This is a genomic window from Rhodococcus sp. P4_F5 (assembly GCF_056401315.1).
Genome location: NZ_JBFUJP010000049.1, coordinates 1 through 15,941, shown reverse-complemented (window position 1 = coordinate 15,941; position 15,941 = coordinate 1). Strand labels below are relative to the sequence as shown.

Sequence of the window (15,941 nt, the reverse complement as noted above, 5' to 3'; positions counted from 1 at the left end):
CAGCTCACCGACCCGCCAGGTCGAGCAGGTGTTCGGTCTCGGGGCCCTTCACCAGGGCCGCGGCCACCTCGGGGTCGGTCGGGCCGACGCCGAACGACGGGCAGTCCTTCGCCAGCACGCACACCCCGCAGGCCGGCTTCTTGGCGTGGCACACCCGGCGCCCGTGGAAGATCACCCGGTGCGAGAGCAGGGTCCACTCCTTGCGGGGGATCAGTTCCCCGACCGCGTGCTCGACCTTGACCGGGTCGTCCTCCTGCGTCCATTCCCAGCGCCGCACGAGCCGGCCGAAGTGGGTGTCCACGGTGATACCGGGCACATCGAAGGCGTTCCCGAGGACCACGTTGGCGGTCTTGCGGCCGAAGCCCGGCAGCGTCACCAACTCCTTCATCGTGCGCGGCACCTCACCGTCGAAACGTTCCACCAACGCCTGCCCGAGGCCGATGATCGAGTTGGTCTTGTTCCGGTAGAAGCCGGTGCTGCGAATGTATTCCTCGAGTTCCGCGCGCTCCGCCCCGGCGTAGTCCGCGGCGGTGCGGTACCGCGTGAACAACGCGGGCGTCACCTGGTTAACCCGCACGTCAGTGCACTGCGCGGACAGAATCGTCGCGACCGACAGCTCCAGCGGCGTGGCGAAGTCCAGCTCGCAGTAGACGTGCGGGAACGCCTCGGCCAGCCGTCGGTTCATCCGTCGGGCCCGGCGCACGAGACCGAGCTGGGTCTCGTCGCGACGGCGACTTCCGGCGGACGCGACCCGACGCGGAACCGGGGTCTGCGAAACAGTTGAGGACACCCGGACAACTCTACGGACGAGTAGGAGAAGGCCTCACCGATCGTTTCGCTTCTGAGACATTCGCCGTGTTTACTTCCCGGTATGCAAGGTCTCGCTGTGGTGCTCTTCCCAGTGCTGCTCATGCTGTTTGCGCTGGCGATGGAGCGGGTGGAATGCCGCCTACGCCGGCTGACGGTGCGCGAGCAGGAGGTCCAGGAGTTCCTGGACCAGGCAAGTCATGCCGAGGTGGCGACCCTCGCCGAAGAGGGTCTGCCCCGGGCACTGGCCCGATTCCACCGTCGCCGCAAGCGCGGCGGCGTCGACGCGGAAGACGAGCCGCCGCTGTCCACACAGCGCGCCAGCTGACCGCTGCCCGACGATCCGTGACCATTCGACGTGCGCGGGGTGTCGCCGGTCACTAATGTTCGAGCGCGGACAGCTAGACTTACTTGGACAAGCTACAAAACCGTCGGCACAGCCAAAGTGCCGAAGCACGGCCGGGAGCCTTACGACGGGCACCCGGACGTCAGAATCAAGATCCCTATGAAGGAGCGCACGTGGACGAGGTCCTGGCCAGAGCCGGAATCTTCCAGGGAGTCGAGCCGTCGGCAGTGGCCGCACTGGTCAAGCAGCTCCAGCCGGTCGACTTCCCCCGTGGGCACGTGATCTTCAACGAGGGCGAGCCCGGCGACCGGCTCTACATCATCGTGTCCGGCAAGATCAAGCTCGGTCGCCGCTCCCCCGACGGTCGCGAGAACCTGCTGACCATCATGGGCCCGTCCGACATGTTCGGCGAGCTGTCCATCTTCGACCCCGGTCCCCGCACCTCGACGGCCACCACCGTCACCGAGGTCCGCGCCGTGCAGATGGACCGCGACGCCCTCAAGTCCTGGATCGACCAGCGACCCGAGATCGCCGAGCAGCTGCTGCGCGTGTTGGCCCGCCGCCTGCGCCGCACCAACAACAACCTCGCGGACCTCATCTTCACCGACGTCCCCGGCCGGGTCGCGAAGGCGCTGCTGCAGCTCGCCCAGCGTTTCGGCACCCAGGAAGCCGGCTCGCTGCGGGTGACGCACGACCTCACCCAGGAAGAGATCGCCCAGCTCGTGGGCGCCTCCCGCGAGACCGTGAACAAGGCGCTCGCCGACTTCGCGCACCGCGGCTGGCTGCGTCTCGAGGGCAAGAGCGTGCTGATCTCCGACTCGGAGCGTCTGGCCCGCCGCGCGCGCTGACGCCACCGCAGATCTGACCGAGCCGTCCGTCCCCCTCGGGGGCGGGCGGCTTCGTCGTTCCCTGCCCGTCGCGGCCTCAGGCCCGGTGCCGCGCGACCGCCTCCCGCACCGCGGGCACCACCTCGACCGCCCACCGGCGGTGCTGGTGTGGGTCGTCCCCCTCGGCGCCGAAGACGAAGGTGTCCATGCCCGTCTCGACGACCAGTCCGGTCAGCTCCTCGACCCACTGCCCGACCGGGCCGCCCAGGAAGCCGCCGCCGGGACCGTCGGTGATGGTGCCGAAGACGTTGTAGATGCGCTGGATGTCGGCGGGGTCGCGGCCGGCGCCCGTCGCGGACTCGTCGATCCGCGCGTGCATGTCGGGCAGCTTCGGCGGCGGGAAGTAGCTGTTCGACGGCGCCCAGCCGTCGGCCTTGCGGCCGAGCACACCGAGCATTCGTGGACCGCCCACCCCCAGCCAGATCCCGATGTCGTGGGCGGGCCGCGGCCCCGGGTGCACCCCGGCCAGCCGGTGGTGGGTGCCGTCGTAGCGCACCGACCGCTCCCCGGACCACATCAGCCGGATCACGTCGACGGCCTCCGACAACGCCCCCGCCGCCTCCCCCGGTGTGCGCTCCGGCCCGTCCATCGCGGTGATGGCCGACCAGAAGGCGCCGGCGCCGAGCGCGAGTTCGAACCGTCCGCCGGACAGCACGTCCAGGCTCGCCGCCGCCTTCGCCATCACCGCCGGGGGCCGCAGGGGCAGGCAGGCCACGTCGGGGAACACCCGGATGCTGGTGGTCCGGGCCAGCACGAACGCCATCAGCGACCAGGTGTCGAGGAAGTCCTTCTGGTACGGGTGGTCCTGGATCCCGACGAGGTCCAGTCCCTCCTCGTCGGCCATCTCGACCAGGTCGAGGACCTCGTCGGCCCGACCCGACTCCGGGGTGGGAAACATGCCGAACTGCAGCGGACGTCCGTAGTCGGTCATCGACGAGCTCCTCGGTTCGCGGGAACACCGAGTTCCACGCTCGCCCACCGGGACCGGAAACGCAACGTCAGCGGCGGAGATAGTCCAGCTGCACCCGGACGGACTGCTCGGCCACCGGCCACAGCTTCTCGTCGACGTCCGTGTACACGTGCTCGACGACGCTGCGCACGCTCGCGTCCGCGCCGAGCGCCTCCAGGGCGGCGCGGACCTGGTCGAGCCGGTCCTCGCGATGGTCGAGGTACTGCTGGGCGACGGTCTGCAGGTCGGGCAGGTCCGGGCCGTGACCCGGGAGCACCGTGCGGCCGGTGCCGAGGTCGATCAGCGACCGCAGCGAGGCCAGGTAGTTGCCGAGGTCACCGTCCGTCGAGTCGAGGACGGTGGTGCCGCGGCCGAGGATGGTGTCGCCGGTGAGCACCGAGCCCTCCCCCTCGATCACGAACGACGTCGAGTCGAGCGTGTGCCCGGGCGTACGCAGCACCCGGATCGCGAGCCCGACCTCCTCGATGAGTTCGCCGTCGGGCAGGCCGGCGTCGGTGCGACGGCGGAACTTCGGGTCCACGGACCGGACCGGGGAGCCGGTCAGCTCGACGAACCTGTCGATGCCGCCGGTGTGGTCCCCGTGCCGGTGGGTGATCAGTGTCAGGGCCACCGGGCCGACCGACGCGACCCGCAGCAGGTGTTCCTCGTCGGCCTCGCCGGGGTCGACCACGACGCATTCCTCGCGGCCGGGGGCCCGCAGGATCCACGTGTTGGTCCCGTCGAGCGTCATCATCCCGGGGTTGTCCTCCAACATCACCGCGGCGATGTCGGTGACCTGTCGGAGCTGCGCGTACGCCGGATGTGCGGGGGTCATGGGCTCACCTTACAAACCGCGGCTGCGCCACCCCTTCCGGGCGGCGCAGCCGCGCAGCGTGTTCGGACGATCCCGGCCGGTTCAGCGAACCTCGACGATGACCTCGACCTCGACGGGCGCGGCGAGCGGAAGCTCGGCCACGCCGACCGCGGACCGGGCGTGCACGCCCGCGTCGCCGAAGACCTCACCCATCAGCTCGGAGGCGCCGTTGATGACGCCCGGCTGGCCGGTGAAGCCCTCCACCGACGCGACGAACCCGACGAGCTTGACCACCCGCACGACGGAGTCCAGTCCGACCAGCGCGTCGATCGCGGCCAGCGCGTTGAGCGCACAGGTCCGGGCCGCGGCCTTCGCCTCGTCCGCGTCGACGGGGCCGCCGACCTTTCCGGTCAACGGCAGTGCGCCGTCCACGAACGGGAGCTGCCCCGAGGTGTAGACGAGGTCGCCGGTCCGGACCGCCGGGACGTACGCCGCGACGGGAGCCGCCACGGCGGGCAGCTCGAGGCCCAGCTCGGCCAGACGCGCCTTCCACTGTCCCATCGCGGTCAGCCCTTCGGGCGCTTCAGGTACGCCACGTGCTGTTCACCGGTGGGGCCGGGCAGCACCGACACCAGTTCCCAGCCGTCGGCTCCCCACTGGTCGAGGATCTGCTTGGTCGCGTGGGTCAGCAGCGGAACGGTCGCGTACTCCCAGGTGGTCAATTCACTCATGCCGGAGAGCCTAGTGCCCCGCCGCCGAAGTCCACCGACGCAGATTTCCGACGCGGGCGACCGGCCCCGGCACAATGCGGCGCCGCGACTTATAGGCTCCGGGGGTGGCAGCACCCGCGAGCACACCCGCATTCGAATGGCCGGCCAAGGCGGACAAGGCCCGCCTCCACTTTGTCTCAGGCAAGGGCGGCACCGGAAAGTCAACCGTCGCTGCGGCTTTGGCTCTGGCATTGGCCGCGGGCGGGCGGCGAGTACTGCTCGTCGAGGTCGAAGGACGGCAGGGCATTGCGCAGCAGTTCGACATGCCGCCGCTGCCCCCGGCGGAGACCAAGATCGCCACGGCCGACGGCGGCGGCGAGGTGTTCGCGCTGGCACTCGACATCGAGACCGCGTTCCTCGAGTACCTCGACATGTTCTACAACCTGGGCTTCGCCGGCCGCGCGATGCGCCGGATCGGCGCCGTCGAGTTCGCGACCACGCTGGCGCCGGGCCYGCGCGACGTCCTGATCACCGGAAAGATCAAGGAGTGCGTGATCCGCACCGACAAGTCCGGTGTCCGGGTGTACGACGAGGTGGTGGTGGACTCGCCGCCGACCGGCAGGATCGGTAGCTTCCTCGACGTGACGAAGGCGATGGCGGACCTGGCCAAGGGCGGGCCGGTGCACTCCCAGTCGGAAGGGGTGGTGCGCCTGCTGCACTCCGACGAGACGATGGTGCACCTGGTGACGGTGCTCGAGGCCCTCCCGGTGCAGGAGACCGCGGACGCCGTCGTGGAACTCGAGGCCGCGGACCTGCGGATCGGCGCCGTGATCGTCAACCGCAGCGCGACCGCGTACCTGCCCACCAAGGAGATGGCCGACGCCGCTGCGGGCGTCATCGACGCCGACGCGGTCCGGGCCGGTCTCGCCGCGGCGGGCATCACGCTCTCCGACGACGACTTCGCCGGCCTGCTCACCGAGACCATCGAGAACGCGTCGACGCTGCGCGCGCAGGACGACAGCGCCGAGAGCCTCGACGCGCTGGACGTCGCCCGCCTGCACCTGACCGCGCTGACCGACGGCGTCGACCTCGGCGGGCTGTACGAACTCGCCGAGCAGCTGGCCGAACAGGGCGTCCGGTGACGGCCCCGCTCGACGTCGGCGGCATTCTCGCCGACCCGAATTCCCGGATCGTGGTGTGCTGCGGGTCCGGCGGCGTGGGCAAGACCACCACCGCCGCGTCGATGGCGCTACGGGCCGCCGAGCAGGGCCGACGTGTGGTGGTGCTGACCATCGACCCGGCTCGCAGGCTGGCGCAGGCGCTCGGCGTCGAGGACCTCGGCAACACCCCGCAGCCGGTGCAGCTGGGGCCGGGCGCGACCGGCGAGCTGCACGCGATGATGCTGAACATGCGGCGCACCTTCGACGACATGGTGCTCGAGCACTCGACACCGGAGAAGGCCCAGCAGATCCTGGCGAACCCCTTCTACCAGACCGTGGCCACCTCGTTCTCCGGCACGCAGGAGTACATGGCGATGGAGAAGCTGGGGCAGCTCGCCGCCAGCGACGAGTGGGACCTGGTGGTGGTCGACACCCCGCCGTCGCGCAACGCGCTGGACTTCCTCGACGCCCCGCAGCGGCTCGGCGCCTTCCTGGACGGCCGGATGATCCGGATGCTCTCCGCTCCGGGGCGTGGGATCGGACGCCTGGTGACCGGCGCGATGGGCCTGGCCCTCAAGGCGGTGAACACCGTCGTCGGCAGCCAGATGCTGGCCGACGCGTCCGCGTTCGTGCAGTCCTTCGAGTCCATGTTCGGCGGGTTCCGGGAGCGGGCCGCCCGGACCTACGAGCTGCTGCGGGCCGACGGCACCCACTTCATGGTGGTCGCCGCGCCGGAGCCGGACGCGTTGCGGGAGGCGTCGTTCTTCGTCGAGCGGCTGACGTCCGACGGCATGCCGCTGGCCGGGCTGGTGCTCAACCGCACACACCCGACGCTCAGCTCGCTGTCCGCCGATCGCGCGGTGGCGGCGGCGGACCAGTTGAAGGAGAACGGGGAGCACCCGCTGGCGGCCGCGGTGCTGCGGATCCACGCGGAGCGGGCCCGGACCGCGCAGCGCGAGCTGCGGATGCTGGGCCGTTTCTCCAAGGCGCACCCGCGCGTCCCGGTGGTCGGCGTGCCGTCGCTGCCCTTCGAGGTGTCCGACCTCGAGGCCCTGCGGGCCGTCGCCGACCAGCTCACCGGCGAGGTCTGACGGCAGGTCGGGCGCGTGCTCAGGCCGCGCCGGGGACGGGTTCCGGCGCGGCCGCCACCCGCCGGCGCGCGACCAGCAACGCGAGCCCCGCCGCGACCAGGCAGGACGCCGCGCCCATCGCGAGCGCGGCCCGGCCGCCGAACTCCTCGGCGACGAAACCGGCGATCGGCCCGCCGATCGGGGTCGAGCCGAGGAACGCGACGGACCACAGCGCCATCACCCGACCTCGCATGCTCGGGTCGGCCCCGAGCTGCAGGGTGCTGTTACCGGTCGCCATGAAGCCGACGCTGGCCGCCCCGACGAACGCCAACGCGACCAGTTCGAGCCAGAGCGTGGGGGCGAAGGCCGCGGCCGCGATCAGCACCCCGAACACCACCGCCGACGTCGACAGCGCCCGCACCCCGGTCCGTCCGCGGGCCGCGACGTAGAGACCGCCGACCACCGCGCCGGCCCCCATCGCCGCGGTCATGAAGCCGTACACCTCGGCACCGCCGCCGAAGGTCTCCCGCGCCAGCACCGGCAGGACCACCTGGAACTCGTAGGCGAGGGCACCGACCAGCGCCATCATCAGCAGCGGGATCAGCAGCTCCGGGGTGCGGCCGACGTAGCCGAGGCCCTCGCGCAGCTGCCCGGGACTGCGCCGCACCGGCGGCGACGGACAGAGCGCGGCGACGTCGAGACGGACCAGGGAGACCACGACGGCGACGAAGCTCAGGGCGTTGAGCAGGAAGCAGATCCCGAGCCCGCCGGCGGCGATCACGATCCCGGCGACCGCCGGTCCGACCGCGCGGGCCGCGTTGACCAGCACCGAGTTGAGGCTGACGGCGTTGCGCAGGTCCGCGGGGCCGACCATCTCGAGCACGAACGCCTGCCGGGCGGGATTCTCGAAGCAGTTGTTCATGCCGAGCAGGAACGCGAGCAGGTACACCTGCCAGAGGGTGACCGTGTGGGTGACCGTCAACAGGCCCAGGACCAGGGCCAGCGCTCCCATCATGGCCTGCAGCCCGATCATCAGCCGGCGCTTGTCGAGCCGGTCCGCGACGACGCCGCCGTACGGCCCGAACAGCAGGACGGGCAGCGTCTGCAGGGCCACCACGAACCCCAGTGCGGTGCCCGACCCGGTCAGCTGAAGCACCAGCCACGCCTGCGCGACGGCCTGCATCCAGGTGCCGACCATCGAGACCGCCTGGCCGCCGAAGTAGAGCCGGAAGTTGGGGTTGGACAGCGAGGCGAAGGTGTCCCGCCGGATGTCGGCGAGGGCGGTCACCGCGCGGTCACCCGGTCGCGGTCGCTCGCCGACGCCGCCTCGGCGGGCGCCCGCATCTGCGTGGCCAGCGCCTCGATCGCGGGCAACGCCAGCAGCAGTCGGTCGGCCTGATCCTCCGGCAGCGCGGCGAGGCCGGAGGCGAACAGCCGGGTCCTGTCGCGGCGCAGCCCCTCGTGCAGCTCCTCGCCGGCCGGGGTGACCTGCACCAGCACGGCGCGGCGGTCGGCGGGATCCGGTGAGCGGGCCAGCAGCCCGTCCGCCTCGAGCTTGCCGATCACGCGGGAGAGCATCGTGGGGTTGAGGCCCTCGGTCGCCGCCAGCTCGCCGACCCCGAGGGGGCCGAGCCTGCTCACGGTGCCGAGCACGGAGAGCTGGGTCCGGGTCAGCCCGCCCCCGGATACCTGCCGGTCGACGAGCCGCGAGATCCGGGCCAGGGCGACCTTGAGTCTGGTGACCTCGTCGTCGGTGAGCGTCCTGGGCATGCGACCTCCTCCGTTTTACTTGCCTATCGGCAAGCATACGCCCGGGTGGTCACGCTCCCCCGAAATCCGCCGACGGCCGCCGACTTCCGGACAGGAAGGCGGTGGCGATGCCATGCTGACTGCCATGGCGACACTGCCCGACTGGGCACACGCACTGGAGCTGGCCCCACACCCGGAGGGCGGCTGGTACCGGGAGACGTGGCGCAGCGACGTCACCGTCCCGGCCGGGGCCCTGCCGCCCGACTACCCGCACTCACGCTCCGCGGGCACCGCCATCCTGTTCCTGCTGATGCCCGGCGAGCAGTCGGCGTGGCACTCCGTGCGCAGCGACGAGATCTGGTTCTGGCACCGCGGCGGGGCACTGCACCTCGACCTGGGCGGCGACGGGACGGAGCCGGGCCCGCCGAACCGACACGTCCTCGGCGCCGACGTCCTCGCCGGACAGTCGCCCCAGTTCGTGGTGCCGGCGCGACACTGGCAACGGGCCCGCCCGGCCGGGAACGAAGCGGTGCTCGTCAGCTGCGCCGTCGTACCGGGATTCGACTTTGCGGACTTCCGACTTCACGGCGGGTGACCCGGCCGCAGCGCTCCACGCGGCCGACCAGGACAGCACACTGGCCGGGCCCATTTGACGGGGTCCCGGCCAGCGAAGAGAGAATTAGTCTGTTCAGATGACAGGGGCCTGGTGCCGCTGCGCCTCGAAGAAGTCCGCCCAGGACTCGACCTCGGGGTGCTGCTTGAGCAGCGCACGGCGCTGGCGCTCGGTCATTCCGCCCCACACGCCGAACTCGACACGATTGTCCAGGGCGTCCGCGCCACACTGCATCAGGACCGGGCAGTGTCGGCAGATCGTGGCGGCCTTGCGCTGCGCAGCGCCGCGAACGAACAGCTGATCGGGATCGACCGCTCGGCATCGCGCCTGCGTAACCCACGCAATACGAGCCTCTGCCTCTTCGACATCCAGCCGGTTTCCCGAGGTGATCACGGTCATCTTCTGCCCCTCCTGCAATACGAGCGTCGCCCTCGCTGACGCTCTTGGGATGTGGTGGGCGCGCCCTATCATGAGCGAGTCTCACCACATTCCTGATCTAGTGTTATCTGAATCACACCGCCTCCCAATTTAGGCAATGTACAACGGTTTGCGCAAGGTGCTGGGCCCACTTTTTTGGTACGGACGTGCATCCAGGACACTCGTCAGCCATCGCGTGAGGTGGCACGACCCGCGCTCGGGGCTCGAGCACGCGCGGCCACGTACTCTGTCGGGGTGCCAATCGCAAAGACAGTCGCGAAACTCGCCGGATGCTCTGCCCTTGCCGGGGCGCTCCTGGCGGGCGTGATGTTCCCGTTGGCCGGCGGGTTCGGAATCGCGTCGAACCGGGCCGCGGACGCCGTCGACAACGTGTCCGCAGAACTCATCGAAGGCGATGTGCCGGCGGTGTCGACCATGGTCGACGTCGACGGCAACCCCATCGCCTGGCTCTACGAGCAGCGCCGGTTCGAGGTGCCCAGCGACAAGATCTCCAACGACATGAAGCTGGCGATCGTCTCCGTCGAGGACCGGCGGTTCGCCGACCACCAGGGGGTGGACTGGCAGGGCACGGTGCGCGCCTTCCTCACCAACACCACCAGCGGGCAGGTTCAGCAGGGCGCGTCCACTATCGACCAGCAGTACGTGAAGAACTACCAACTGCTGGTCGTGGCGAAGACCGACGCCGAGCGCCGGGCCGCCATCGAGACCACCCCGGCGCGCAAGATCCGGGAGATCCGGATGGCGCTGACGCTGGACAAGAAGCTCACCAAGGACGAGATCCTCACCCGCTACCTGAACCTGGTGCCGTTCGGCAACGCGTCGTTCGGCATCCAGGACGCGGCCCGCACCTACTTCGGGGTCGACGCGAAGGACCTCAACCTGACGCAGTCCGCGATGCTGGCCGGGATGGTGCAGTCCAGCTCCGCACTGAACCCGTACACCAACCCGGACGGCGTGCTCGAGCGCCGCAACACCGTGCTCGACACCATGATCGCGAACATCCCGGACCGCGCCGCCGAGATCCGGGCCGCCAAGGACGAGCCCCTCGGGGTGCTGCCGGAGCCGCAGACGCTGCCGCGCGGGTGCATCGCCGCCGGCGACCGCGGCTTCTTCTGCGACTACGCGCTGCAGTACCTGGCGAATGCCGGGATCAGCCGCGAGCAGGTCGAGAAGGGCGGCTACCTGATCAAGACCACCCTCGACCCGAAGGTGCAGAACTCCGCGCACAGCGCGCTGACCGCGACCGCCAGCCCGACCGTCGAGGGCGTCGCGCAGGTGATGAACGTGATCGCGCCCGGCCAGGACCAGCACCGGGTGCTGGCGATGAGCAGCAGCCGCAACTACGGCCTCAACGGCGAGATCAACGAGACCGTCCAGCCGCAGCCGTACTCGCTCGTCGGCACCGGCGCCGGCTCGATCTTCAAGATCTTCACCACGGCCGCGGCGATGGAGAAGGGTCTCGGCACCGACGCGGTCCTGCAGGTTCCCGGCCGGGTCGACGTCAAGGGCATGGGATACGGCGGCGCCAAGGGCTGCCCGCCGGCCACCTACTGCGTGGAGAACGCGGGCAAGTACCCGCCCGCGCTGTCGGTGACCGACGCGCTGGCCCAGTCGCCGAACACCGCCTTCGTCAAGCTGATCGAGGCCGCCGGCGTCACCCCGACCGTGGACATGGCGGTCCGCCTCGGCCTGCGGTCCTACGCACAGCCCGGCACCTCCGGGCAGGGCGACGGCCAGTCCCTCGCCGACATGCAGAAGCAGCAGAACCTCGGCTCGTTCACCCTCGGCCCGACCTGGGTGAACCCGCTGGAGCTGTCCAATGTCGCGGCGACCCTGGCCTCGCACGGGAAGTGGTGCCCGCCGACGCCGATCGACTCGATCGTCGACCGCACCGGCAAGCCGGTGTCCGTCACCCAGCAGGCCTGCGAGCAGGTCATCGCCCCGGGCCTGGCGGACACGCTGGCGAACGCACTCAGCCACGACGACAAGCCCGGCGGCACCTCCGCCGGCGCGGCCGGTTCCGTCGGCTGGACGCTGCCGATGTCCGGCAAGACCGGTACCACCGAGTCGCACATGTCCTCGGCGTTCCTCGGCTTCACCAACAACCTCGCGGCCAGCGTGTACGTCTACGCGGACTCGCCGACGCCCCGCGAGATCTGCACCTCGCCGCTGCGCCAGTGCAGTGAGGGCAACGTCTACGGCGGCACCGAACCCGCCCGGGCCTGGTTCCTGGCGATGAAACCGATCGTGAACGACTTCGGGCCGACGTCGCTGCCGCCCCTGGACCCGAAGTACCAGCGTGGATCGCAGAACGCGCAGGTTCCCGAGGTGGTGGGGATGAGCCAGGCGCAGGCGACCGGCGCCCTGCAGGCCGCCGGGTTCACGGTGAACGCCGTGTCCATGTCCGGGGAGAGCGCGCGCGGCACCACGCTGAGCACGTCACCGGCAGGGCTCGCGGTCCCGGGCTCGTCGATCACGCTCTACGTGAGCGACGGGACCGCCAAGAAGACGGCGCCCACACCGGCGCCGGGCGCTCCCGGCGCTCCCGGCGCCCCGGACGGACAGGCGACGATCCAACTGCCCGGCCTGCCCCCGATCACCCTGCCGGTGCCGCGCTGACACCGCGCCGCTGACATGAAGCCGCCCGGGTGCGGGCGGGAGCACTCGACTCCCGCCCGCACCCGGGCGGCGGCGTTCGGGGGGCGGACTACAGGCGGTCCTTGACCGCCTTGGAGATCCGGGAGCCGTCCGCCTTGCCCGCGGCGATGGCGGTGGCGACCTTCATCACCTGACCCATCTGACGCATACCGGGACGCTCCCCCAACTCCTCTGCGACCTGGGCGATCGCGGTGTCCGCGACGTCGGCCAGTTCGGCGTCGGTCAACGGGGTGGGCAGGTACTCGTCGATGATCCGCGCCTCGGCGTGCTCCTTCGCGGCCAGTTCGCCGCGACCGTTCTCGGTGTAGATCTCGGCGGACTCGCCGCGCTTCTTCGACTCCTTGGCCAGTACCTTGAGCACCTCGTCGTCGGTGAGTTCGCGCGCCTCCTTGCCCGCGACCTCCTCGGTCTGGATAGCGGCGAGCAGCATTCGCAGGGTCTGGGTGCGCAGCGTGTCCTTGGCCTTCATCGAGGTCGTCAGGTCGGCGCGCAGGGTGCTCTTCAGGCTGGCTGTGGAATCGGACATGGTGCCGAACGCTACGCGCCTCGGGCGGTGAGGCGCATGTCGATTGCGCCCGCTGCGTATCCTTGAGTGGTGTTTGACAACCCTCGCAACGTCCTCCGCGGAACCGCGGCCGGTGTGGTCGGAGCCGCGGCGCTCGGCGTCGGGTACGCCTCGCTGATCGAACGGAACGCCTTCACCCTGCGTGAGGCGACCATGCCGGTGCTCGAGCCCGGGTCCCCCTCGCTGCGGGTGCTGCACATCAGCGACCTGCACATGATGCCCGGGCAGAAGCTCAAGCAGAACTGGCTGCGCGAACTGGACCGTCTCGACCCCGACCTGGTGGTGAACACCGGCGACAACCTCTCGCACCAGCGGGCGGTGCCCGCGGTCGTGCAGTCGCTCGGCAGCCTGCTGGCCCGGCCGGGCCTGTTCGTCTTCGGCAGCAACGACTACTTCGCACCGAAACCGAAGAACCCGCTCAAGTACTTCAACAAGGAACACAAGCGGACGCACGGCGAGCCGCTGCCGTGGAAGGACCTGCGGGCGGCGTTCACCGAGCGCGGCTGGCTGGACGTGACGCACACCCGCCGCGAGCTCGAGGTGGCCGGCATCCGCATCGCGACGGCAGGCGTCGACGACCCGCACCTCAAGCGAGACCGCTACGACACCATCGCCGGCCGGCCGAACCCGATGGCGAACCTGCGGCTCGGCATCACCCACTCGCCCGAGCCCCGGGTGCTGGACCGATTCGCCGACGACGGCTACGACCTGGTGCTCGCCGGCCACACCCACGGCGGCCAGCTGTGCCTGCCGTTCTACGGCGCGCTGGTGACCAACTGCCAGCTGGACCGGTCCCGGGTCAAGGGTCCGTCGAAGTGGGGCGCCCACACGCGCCTGCACGTCTCCGCCGGCGTGGGCACCTCCCCGTACGCACCGGCGCGGTTCTGCTGCCGCCCGGAAGCGACCCTGCTGACACTGGTCGCATCCCCCTCCAGAGGGCCAAAACAGGGCCTCCGACCAGGCGTTTCGCGTTCTTCGGCAGTCGTGCGCTAGACTTCGCTGGCTGCCAAAACAACGGCAGTGAGCAGGGCACGGGGTGTGGCGCAGCTTGGTAGCGCGCTTCGTTCGGGACGAAGAGGTCGTGGGTTCAAATCCCGCCACCCCGACAGTGCTCGAAGGCGCCATCCGATTCATTCGGGTGGCGCCTTCGCTGTTTTCAGGACTCTTTCGCGCGCCGGCCATCAGGTTCGGCGCCGCCCGTCACTCGTCCTGGTGAATCTGGATCAGGTTTCCGCAGGTGTCGTCGAAGACCGCCGAGGTGCCGGACTGGTCCGCGGTCGGCTCGCCGGTGAACCGCACGCCCAGCGCGGACAGGCGCTCGTACTCCGCACGCACGTCCGGGGTGCCGAACACGATGATCGGCAGGCCCTGCTCGTAGACGCCCCTGCGGTACGCCTCGGCGACCGGGTTGTCGCTGGGCTCGAGCAGCAGTCCCACACCGTCGGGATCCTGCGGCGACCGCACGATGTACAGGTTGTACTCCGGCATTGCCATCAACTCCTCGAAGCCGAGGACGTCGCGGTAGAACTCGAATGCCGCGGCCGGGTCGACGACATGGATTCCGCACATCTTGATTCGCATGTCCCGACGCTAACGACGACCGCCGACATCCACACGCCGACTGTCGCCACGCGGCACCCTCCGGGCAAGTGTTCGATCGACTCGCCTACCCGCATCGAACTCGCCGGTCAAGTCGCGAACAGACCAGCGAACGCGTTCCAGAAAAATGGCCAAACCGGACAAGCCGTCGCACTCGACACCGGACCGTGACCGAATGGATGACGCTCCCAACTGGCGTTTTACCCTACTCGTTACCCTTTGGTAACTTATTGGCCCTTTTCAGATAACTGCAACAAGTTCCGGTTTTCGATGACAGAGTGTGGTGGATTTCACCCACCCCCGATGTTCGGCTAGGCCATCCCCGGGCCGAGCGCAAGGAGTTTCCATGTCGAGATCCCAAGTGCGGCGCGTTGCCGTACCGGTCACCAGCGCGGCGGTCGTCGCCGGAATGATGCTGATCGGAGCCCCGGCGAACGCCGCGACCACCACCTTCAACAGCGCCTGCGTCGCGGGCAGCATCATCGGTGACGTCCAGAAGAACGTCAGCGCATCGATGACGGTCGACGCACCGGCGACGGTGGCACCGGGCGAGGTGTTCACCTACCGCATCAAGCCCAACGCTTCCTCCTACCCCGACAAGGACTCGGGCGCGACGACCACGAACCTCTCTCGGATCAAGTACGACTACGAACTCCCGGCCAACACCGAGTGGGTCAGCGGCGCGGTGGTACCCGGTACCGCAATCGGCCTGGACAACGTGGCGCCGAACGTCCTGCTGGTCAACGACTCAGGCAATGCGGACGCCAGCGGACGCGTCATCCGACTCTCCGGAAACAACCAGGTCATCGGCAACGGCCCGTCCACCTCCACCAACAGCGAGGGCGGAATCCGGGTTCCCAAGACCAAGAAGAACCTCGACGGCTCCGCCACTAGCGGAGACACCTGGTACCAGCTCCCGGCGATCGACGTGACCGTCAAGGCCGTCGCGCCCGGCGTGATCACGCCGCGAGTCCGGATCACGGGCAACGCCGCGAACCACGGCGCCATGGAGTCCTTCAGCACCTCCCTGGCCAAGGCCAGCTTCCTCGGCACCCAGTGGGCACCCACCCGGTGCACCCCGCGCGATTCGCAGAGCGCGCCACTCAACGCCGGCGCCGGCCCCCTGGCCACCATCACGGTGAGCAACCCGGGCCCGGTCATCGTCGACACCACCACCACCCTGAACGTCCCCGGCACCGCCAAGACCGGCACCGCCGTCGACCTCACCGCCACCGTCGCCCCCGCCGGCGCCACCGGCACCGTCCAGTTCAAGGACGGCRCCACCAACATCGGCGGCGCAATCCCCGTCAACAACGGCACCGCGACGCTGAACCACACCTTCACCACSRMCGGYGCRCACTCCGTCACCGCCGTSTACTCCGGTGACGCSACCAACCGYMCGTCCACCTCGGCAGCCTCCAACGTCCAGGTCACCACGGACCCGGTCATCGTCGACACCACCACCACRCTGAACGTCCCGGCSACCGCCAAGACCGGCACCGCCGTCGACCTCACCGCCACCGTCGCCCCCGCCGGCGCCACCGGCACCGTCCAGTTCAAGGACGGCGCCACCAAC

Annotated in this window: 18 protein-coding genes and 1 tRNA gene; 9 read left to right on the top strand and 10 right to left on the bottom strand. The window is 70.0% G+C overall.

All coding sequences use genetic code 11. The annotated features are described in order from the left end of the window. Positions 1–4: 4 nt before the first annotated feature. Positions 5–685, bottom strand: coding sequence for an endonuclease III (gene nth / locus AC1DU4_RS18285; RefSeq protein ID WP_477842183.1), 681 nt, complete (start codon positions 683–685; stop codon positions 5–7). Between the two features lie 186 nt (positions 686–871). Between nth and AC1DU4_RS18280 the strand changes: the two genes are divergently transcribed. Further along, positions 872–1,135: a hypothetical protein gene (locus AC1DU4_RS18280; RefSeq protein ID WP_072845441.1), complete on the top strand. Its 264-nt coding sequence runs from the start codon at positions 872–874 to the stop codon at positions 1,133–1,135. 191 nt (positions 1,136–1,326) lie between these two features. After that, positions 1,327–2,001 carry a Crp/Fnr family transcriptional regulator gene (locus tag AC1DU4_RS18275; protein WP_072845440.1) on the top strand — a complete coding sequence of 225 codons (675 nt, stop codon included), beginning with the start codon at positions 1,327–1,329 and terminating at the stop codon, positions 1,999–2,001. 76 nt (positions 2,002–2,077) lie between these two features. Here the strand turns inward: AC1DU4_RS18275 and AC1DU4_RS18270 are convergent, their stop codons facing one another. From AC1DU4_RS18270 to AC1DU4_RS18255, 4 genes are all read right to left on the bottom strand, one after another. Further along, positions 2,078–2,971, bottom strand: coding sequence for an LLM class flavin-dependent oxidoreductase (locus AC1DU4_RS18270; protein ID WP_477842157.1), 894 nt, complete (start codon positions 2,969–2,971; stop codon positions 2,078–2,080). A gap of 67 nt (positions 2,972–3,038) precedes the next feature. Then, a complete protein-coding gene (locus AC1DU4_RS18265; RefSeq protein ID WP_477842155.1) occupies positions 3,039–3,824 on the bottom strand; it encodes an MBL fold metallo-hydrolase in 786 nt (261 codons plus the stop codon). 81 nt (positions 3,825–3,905) lie between these two features. After that, positions 3,906–4,364, bottom strand: coding sequence for a RidA family protein (locus tag AC1DU4_RS18260; protein WP_072845437.1), 459 nt, complete (start codon positions 4,362–4,364; stop codon positions 3,906–3,908). A 5-nt stretch (positions 4,365–4,369) separates the two neighbouring features. Continuing rightward, positions 4,370–4,534: a DUF4177 domain-containing protein gene (locus tag AC1DU4_RS18255; RefSeq protein ID WP_092775768.1), complete on the bottom strand. Its 165-nt coding sequence runs from the start codon at positions 4,532–4,534 to the stop codon at positions 4,370–4,372. 104 nt (positions 4,535–4,638) lie between these two features. Here AC1DU4_RS18255 and bagA point away from each other — a divergent pair, with 104 nt between their 5' ends. Both bagA and bagB read left to right on the top strand, forming a co-directional pair. Continuing rightward, the gene (gene bagA / locus AC1DU4_RS18250; RefSeq protein WP_477842152.1) at positions 4,639–5,655 is read left to right on the top strand and encodes an ATPase BagA; all 1,017 of its coding nucleotides are present in this window, start codon (positions 4,639–4,641) and stop codon (positions 5,653–5,655) included. Then, on the top strand, positions 5,652–6,764 hold the full coding sequence (gene bagB / locus AC1DU4_RS18245) for an ATPase BagB (RefSeq protein ID WP_477842150.1): 1,113 nt from the start codon (positions 5,652–5,654) through the stop codon (positions 6,762–6,764). The genes bagA and bagB overlap by 4 nt, the downstream gene beginning before the upstream one ends. Positions 6,765–6,783: 19 nt before the next feature. Here bagB and AC1DU4_RS18240 read toward each other — a convergent pair whose 3' ends face one another. Further along, positions 6,784–8,031: an MFS transporter gene (locus tag AC1DU4_RS18240; RefSeq protein ID WP_477842146.1), complete on the bottom strand. Its 1,248-nt coding sequence runs from the start codon at positions 8,029–8,031 to the stop codon at positions 6,784–6,786. Then, positions 8,028–8,513 (bottom strand): MarR family winged helix-turn-helix transcriptional regulator, encoded by a 486-nt coding sequence (locus AC1DU4_RS18235; RefSeq protein WP_072845433.1) that lies wholly within the window; start codon positions 8,511–8,513, stop codon positions 8,028–8,030. Before AC1DU4_RS18235 ends, AC1DU4_RS18240 begins: the two co-directional genes overlap by 4 nt. Before the next feature lie 124 nt (positions 8,514–8,637). Here AC1DU4_RS18235 and AC1DU4_RS18230 point away from each other — a divergent pair, with 124 nt between their 5' ends. Continuing rightward, on the top strand, positions 8,638–9,087 hold the full coding sequence (locus AC1DU4_RS18230) for a cupin domain-containing protein (RefSeq protein WP_477842143.1): 450 nt from the start codon (positions 8,638–8,640) through the stop codon (positions 9,085–9,087). A gap of 93 nt (positions 9,088–9,180) precedes the next feature. On the opposite strand, the gene AC1DU4_RS18225 is transcribed toward AC1DU4_RS18230, so the two are convergent. Continuing rightward, on the bottom strand, positions 9,181–9,504 hold the full coding sequence (locus AC1DU4_RS18225) for a WhiB family transcriptional regulator (protein ID WP_092775827.1): 324 nt from the start codon (positions 9,502–9,504) through the stop codon (positions 9,181–9,183). A gap of 273 nt (positions 9,505–9,777) precedes the next feature. Between AC1DU4_RS18225 and AC1DU4_RS18220 the strand changes: the two genes are divergently transcribed. Beyond that, positions 9,778–12,162: a penicillin-binding protein gene (locus AC1DU4_RS18220; protein WP_477842141.1), complete on the top strand. Its 2,385-nt coding sequence runs from the start codon at positions 9,778–9,780 to the stop codon at positions 12,160–12,162. A gap of 88 nt (positions 12,163–12,250) precedes the next feature. On the opposite strand, the gene AC1DU4_RS18215 is transcribed toward AC1DU4_RS18220, so the two are convergent. Continuing rightward, positions 12,251–12,727, bottom strand: a complete 477-nt coding sequence (locus AC1DU4_RS18215) for a GatB/YqeY domain-containing protein (RefSeq protein ID WP_072845432.1) — start codon at positions 12,725–12,727, stop codon at positions 12,251–12,253. A gap of 69 nt (positions 12,728–12,796) precedes the next feature. Between AC1DU4_RS18215 and AC1DU4_RS18210 the strand changes: the two genes are divergently transcribed. Both AC1DU4_RS18210 and AC1DU4_RS18205 read left to right on the top strand, forming a co-directional pair. Beyond that, positions 12,797–13,759, top strand: coding sequence for a metallophosphoesterase (locus AC1DU4_RS18210; protein WP_477842139.1), 963 nt, complete (start codon positions 12,797–12,799; stop codon positions 13,757–13,759). 39 nt (positions 13,760–13,798) lie between these two features. Beyond that, a tRNA-Pro gene (locus tag AC1DU4_RS18205) sits at positions 13,799–13,872 on the top strand. Between the two features lie 94 nt (positions 13,873–13,966). Here AC1DU4_RS18205 and AC1DU4_RS18200 read toward each other — a convergent pair. Beyond that, positions 13,967–14,347 (bottom strand): VOC family protein, encoded by a 381-nt coding sequence (locus AC1DU4_RS18200; protein ID WP_477842137.1) that lies wholly within the window; start codon positions 14,345–14,347, stop codon positions 13,967–13,969. Positions 14,348–14,711: 364 nt separating this feature from the next. Between AC1DU4_RS18200 and AC1DU4_RS18195 the strand changes: the two genes are divergently transcribed. Further along, on the top strand, positions 14,712–15,941 hold a 1,230-nt coding region (locus tag AC1DU4_RS18195), incomplete at its 3' end, for an Ig-like domain repeat protein (RefSeq protein WP_477842136.1).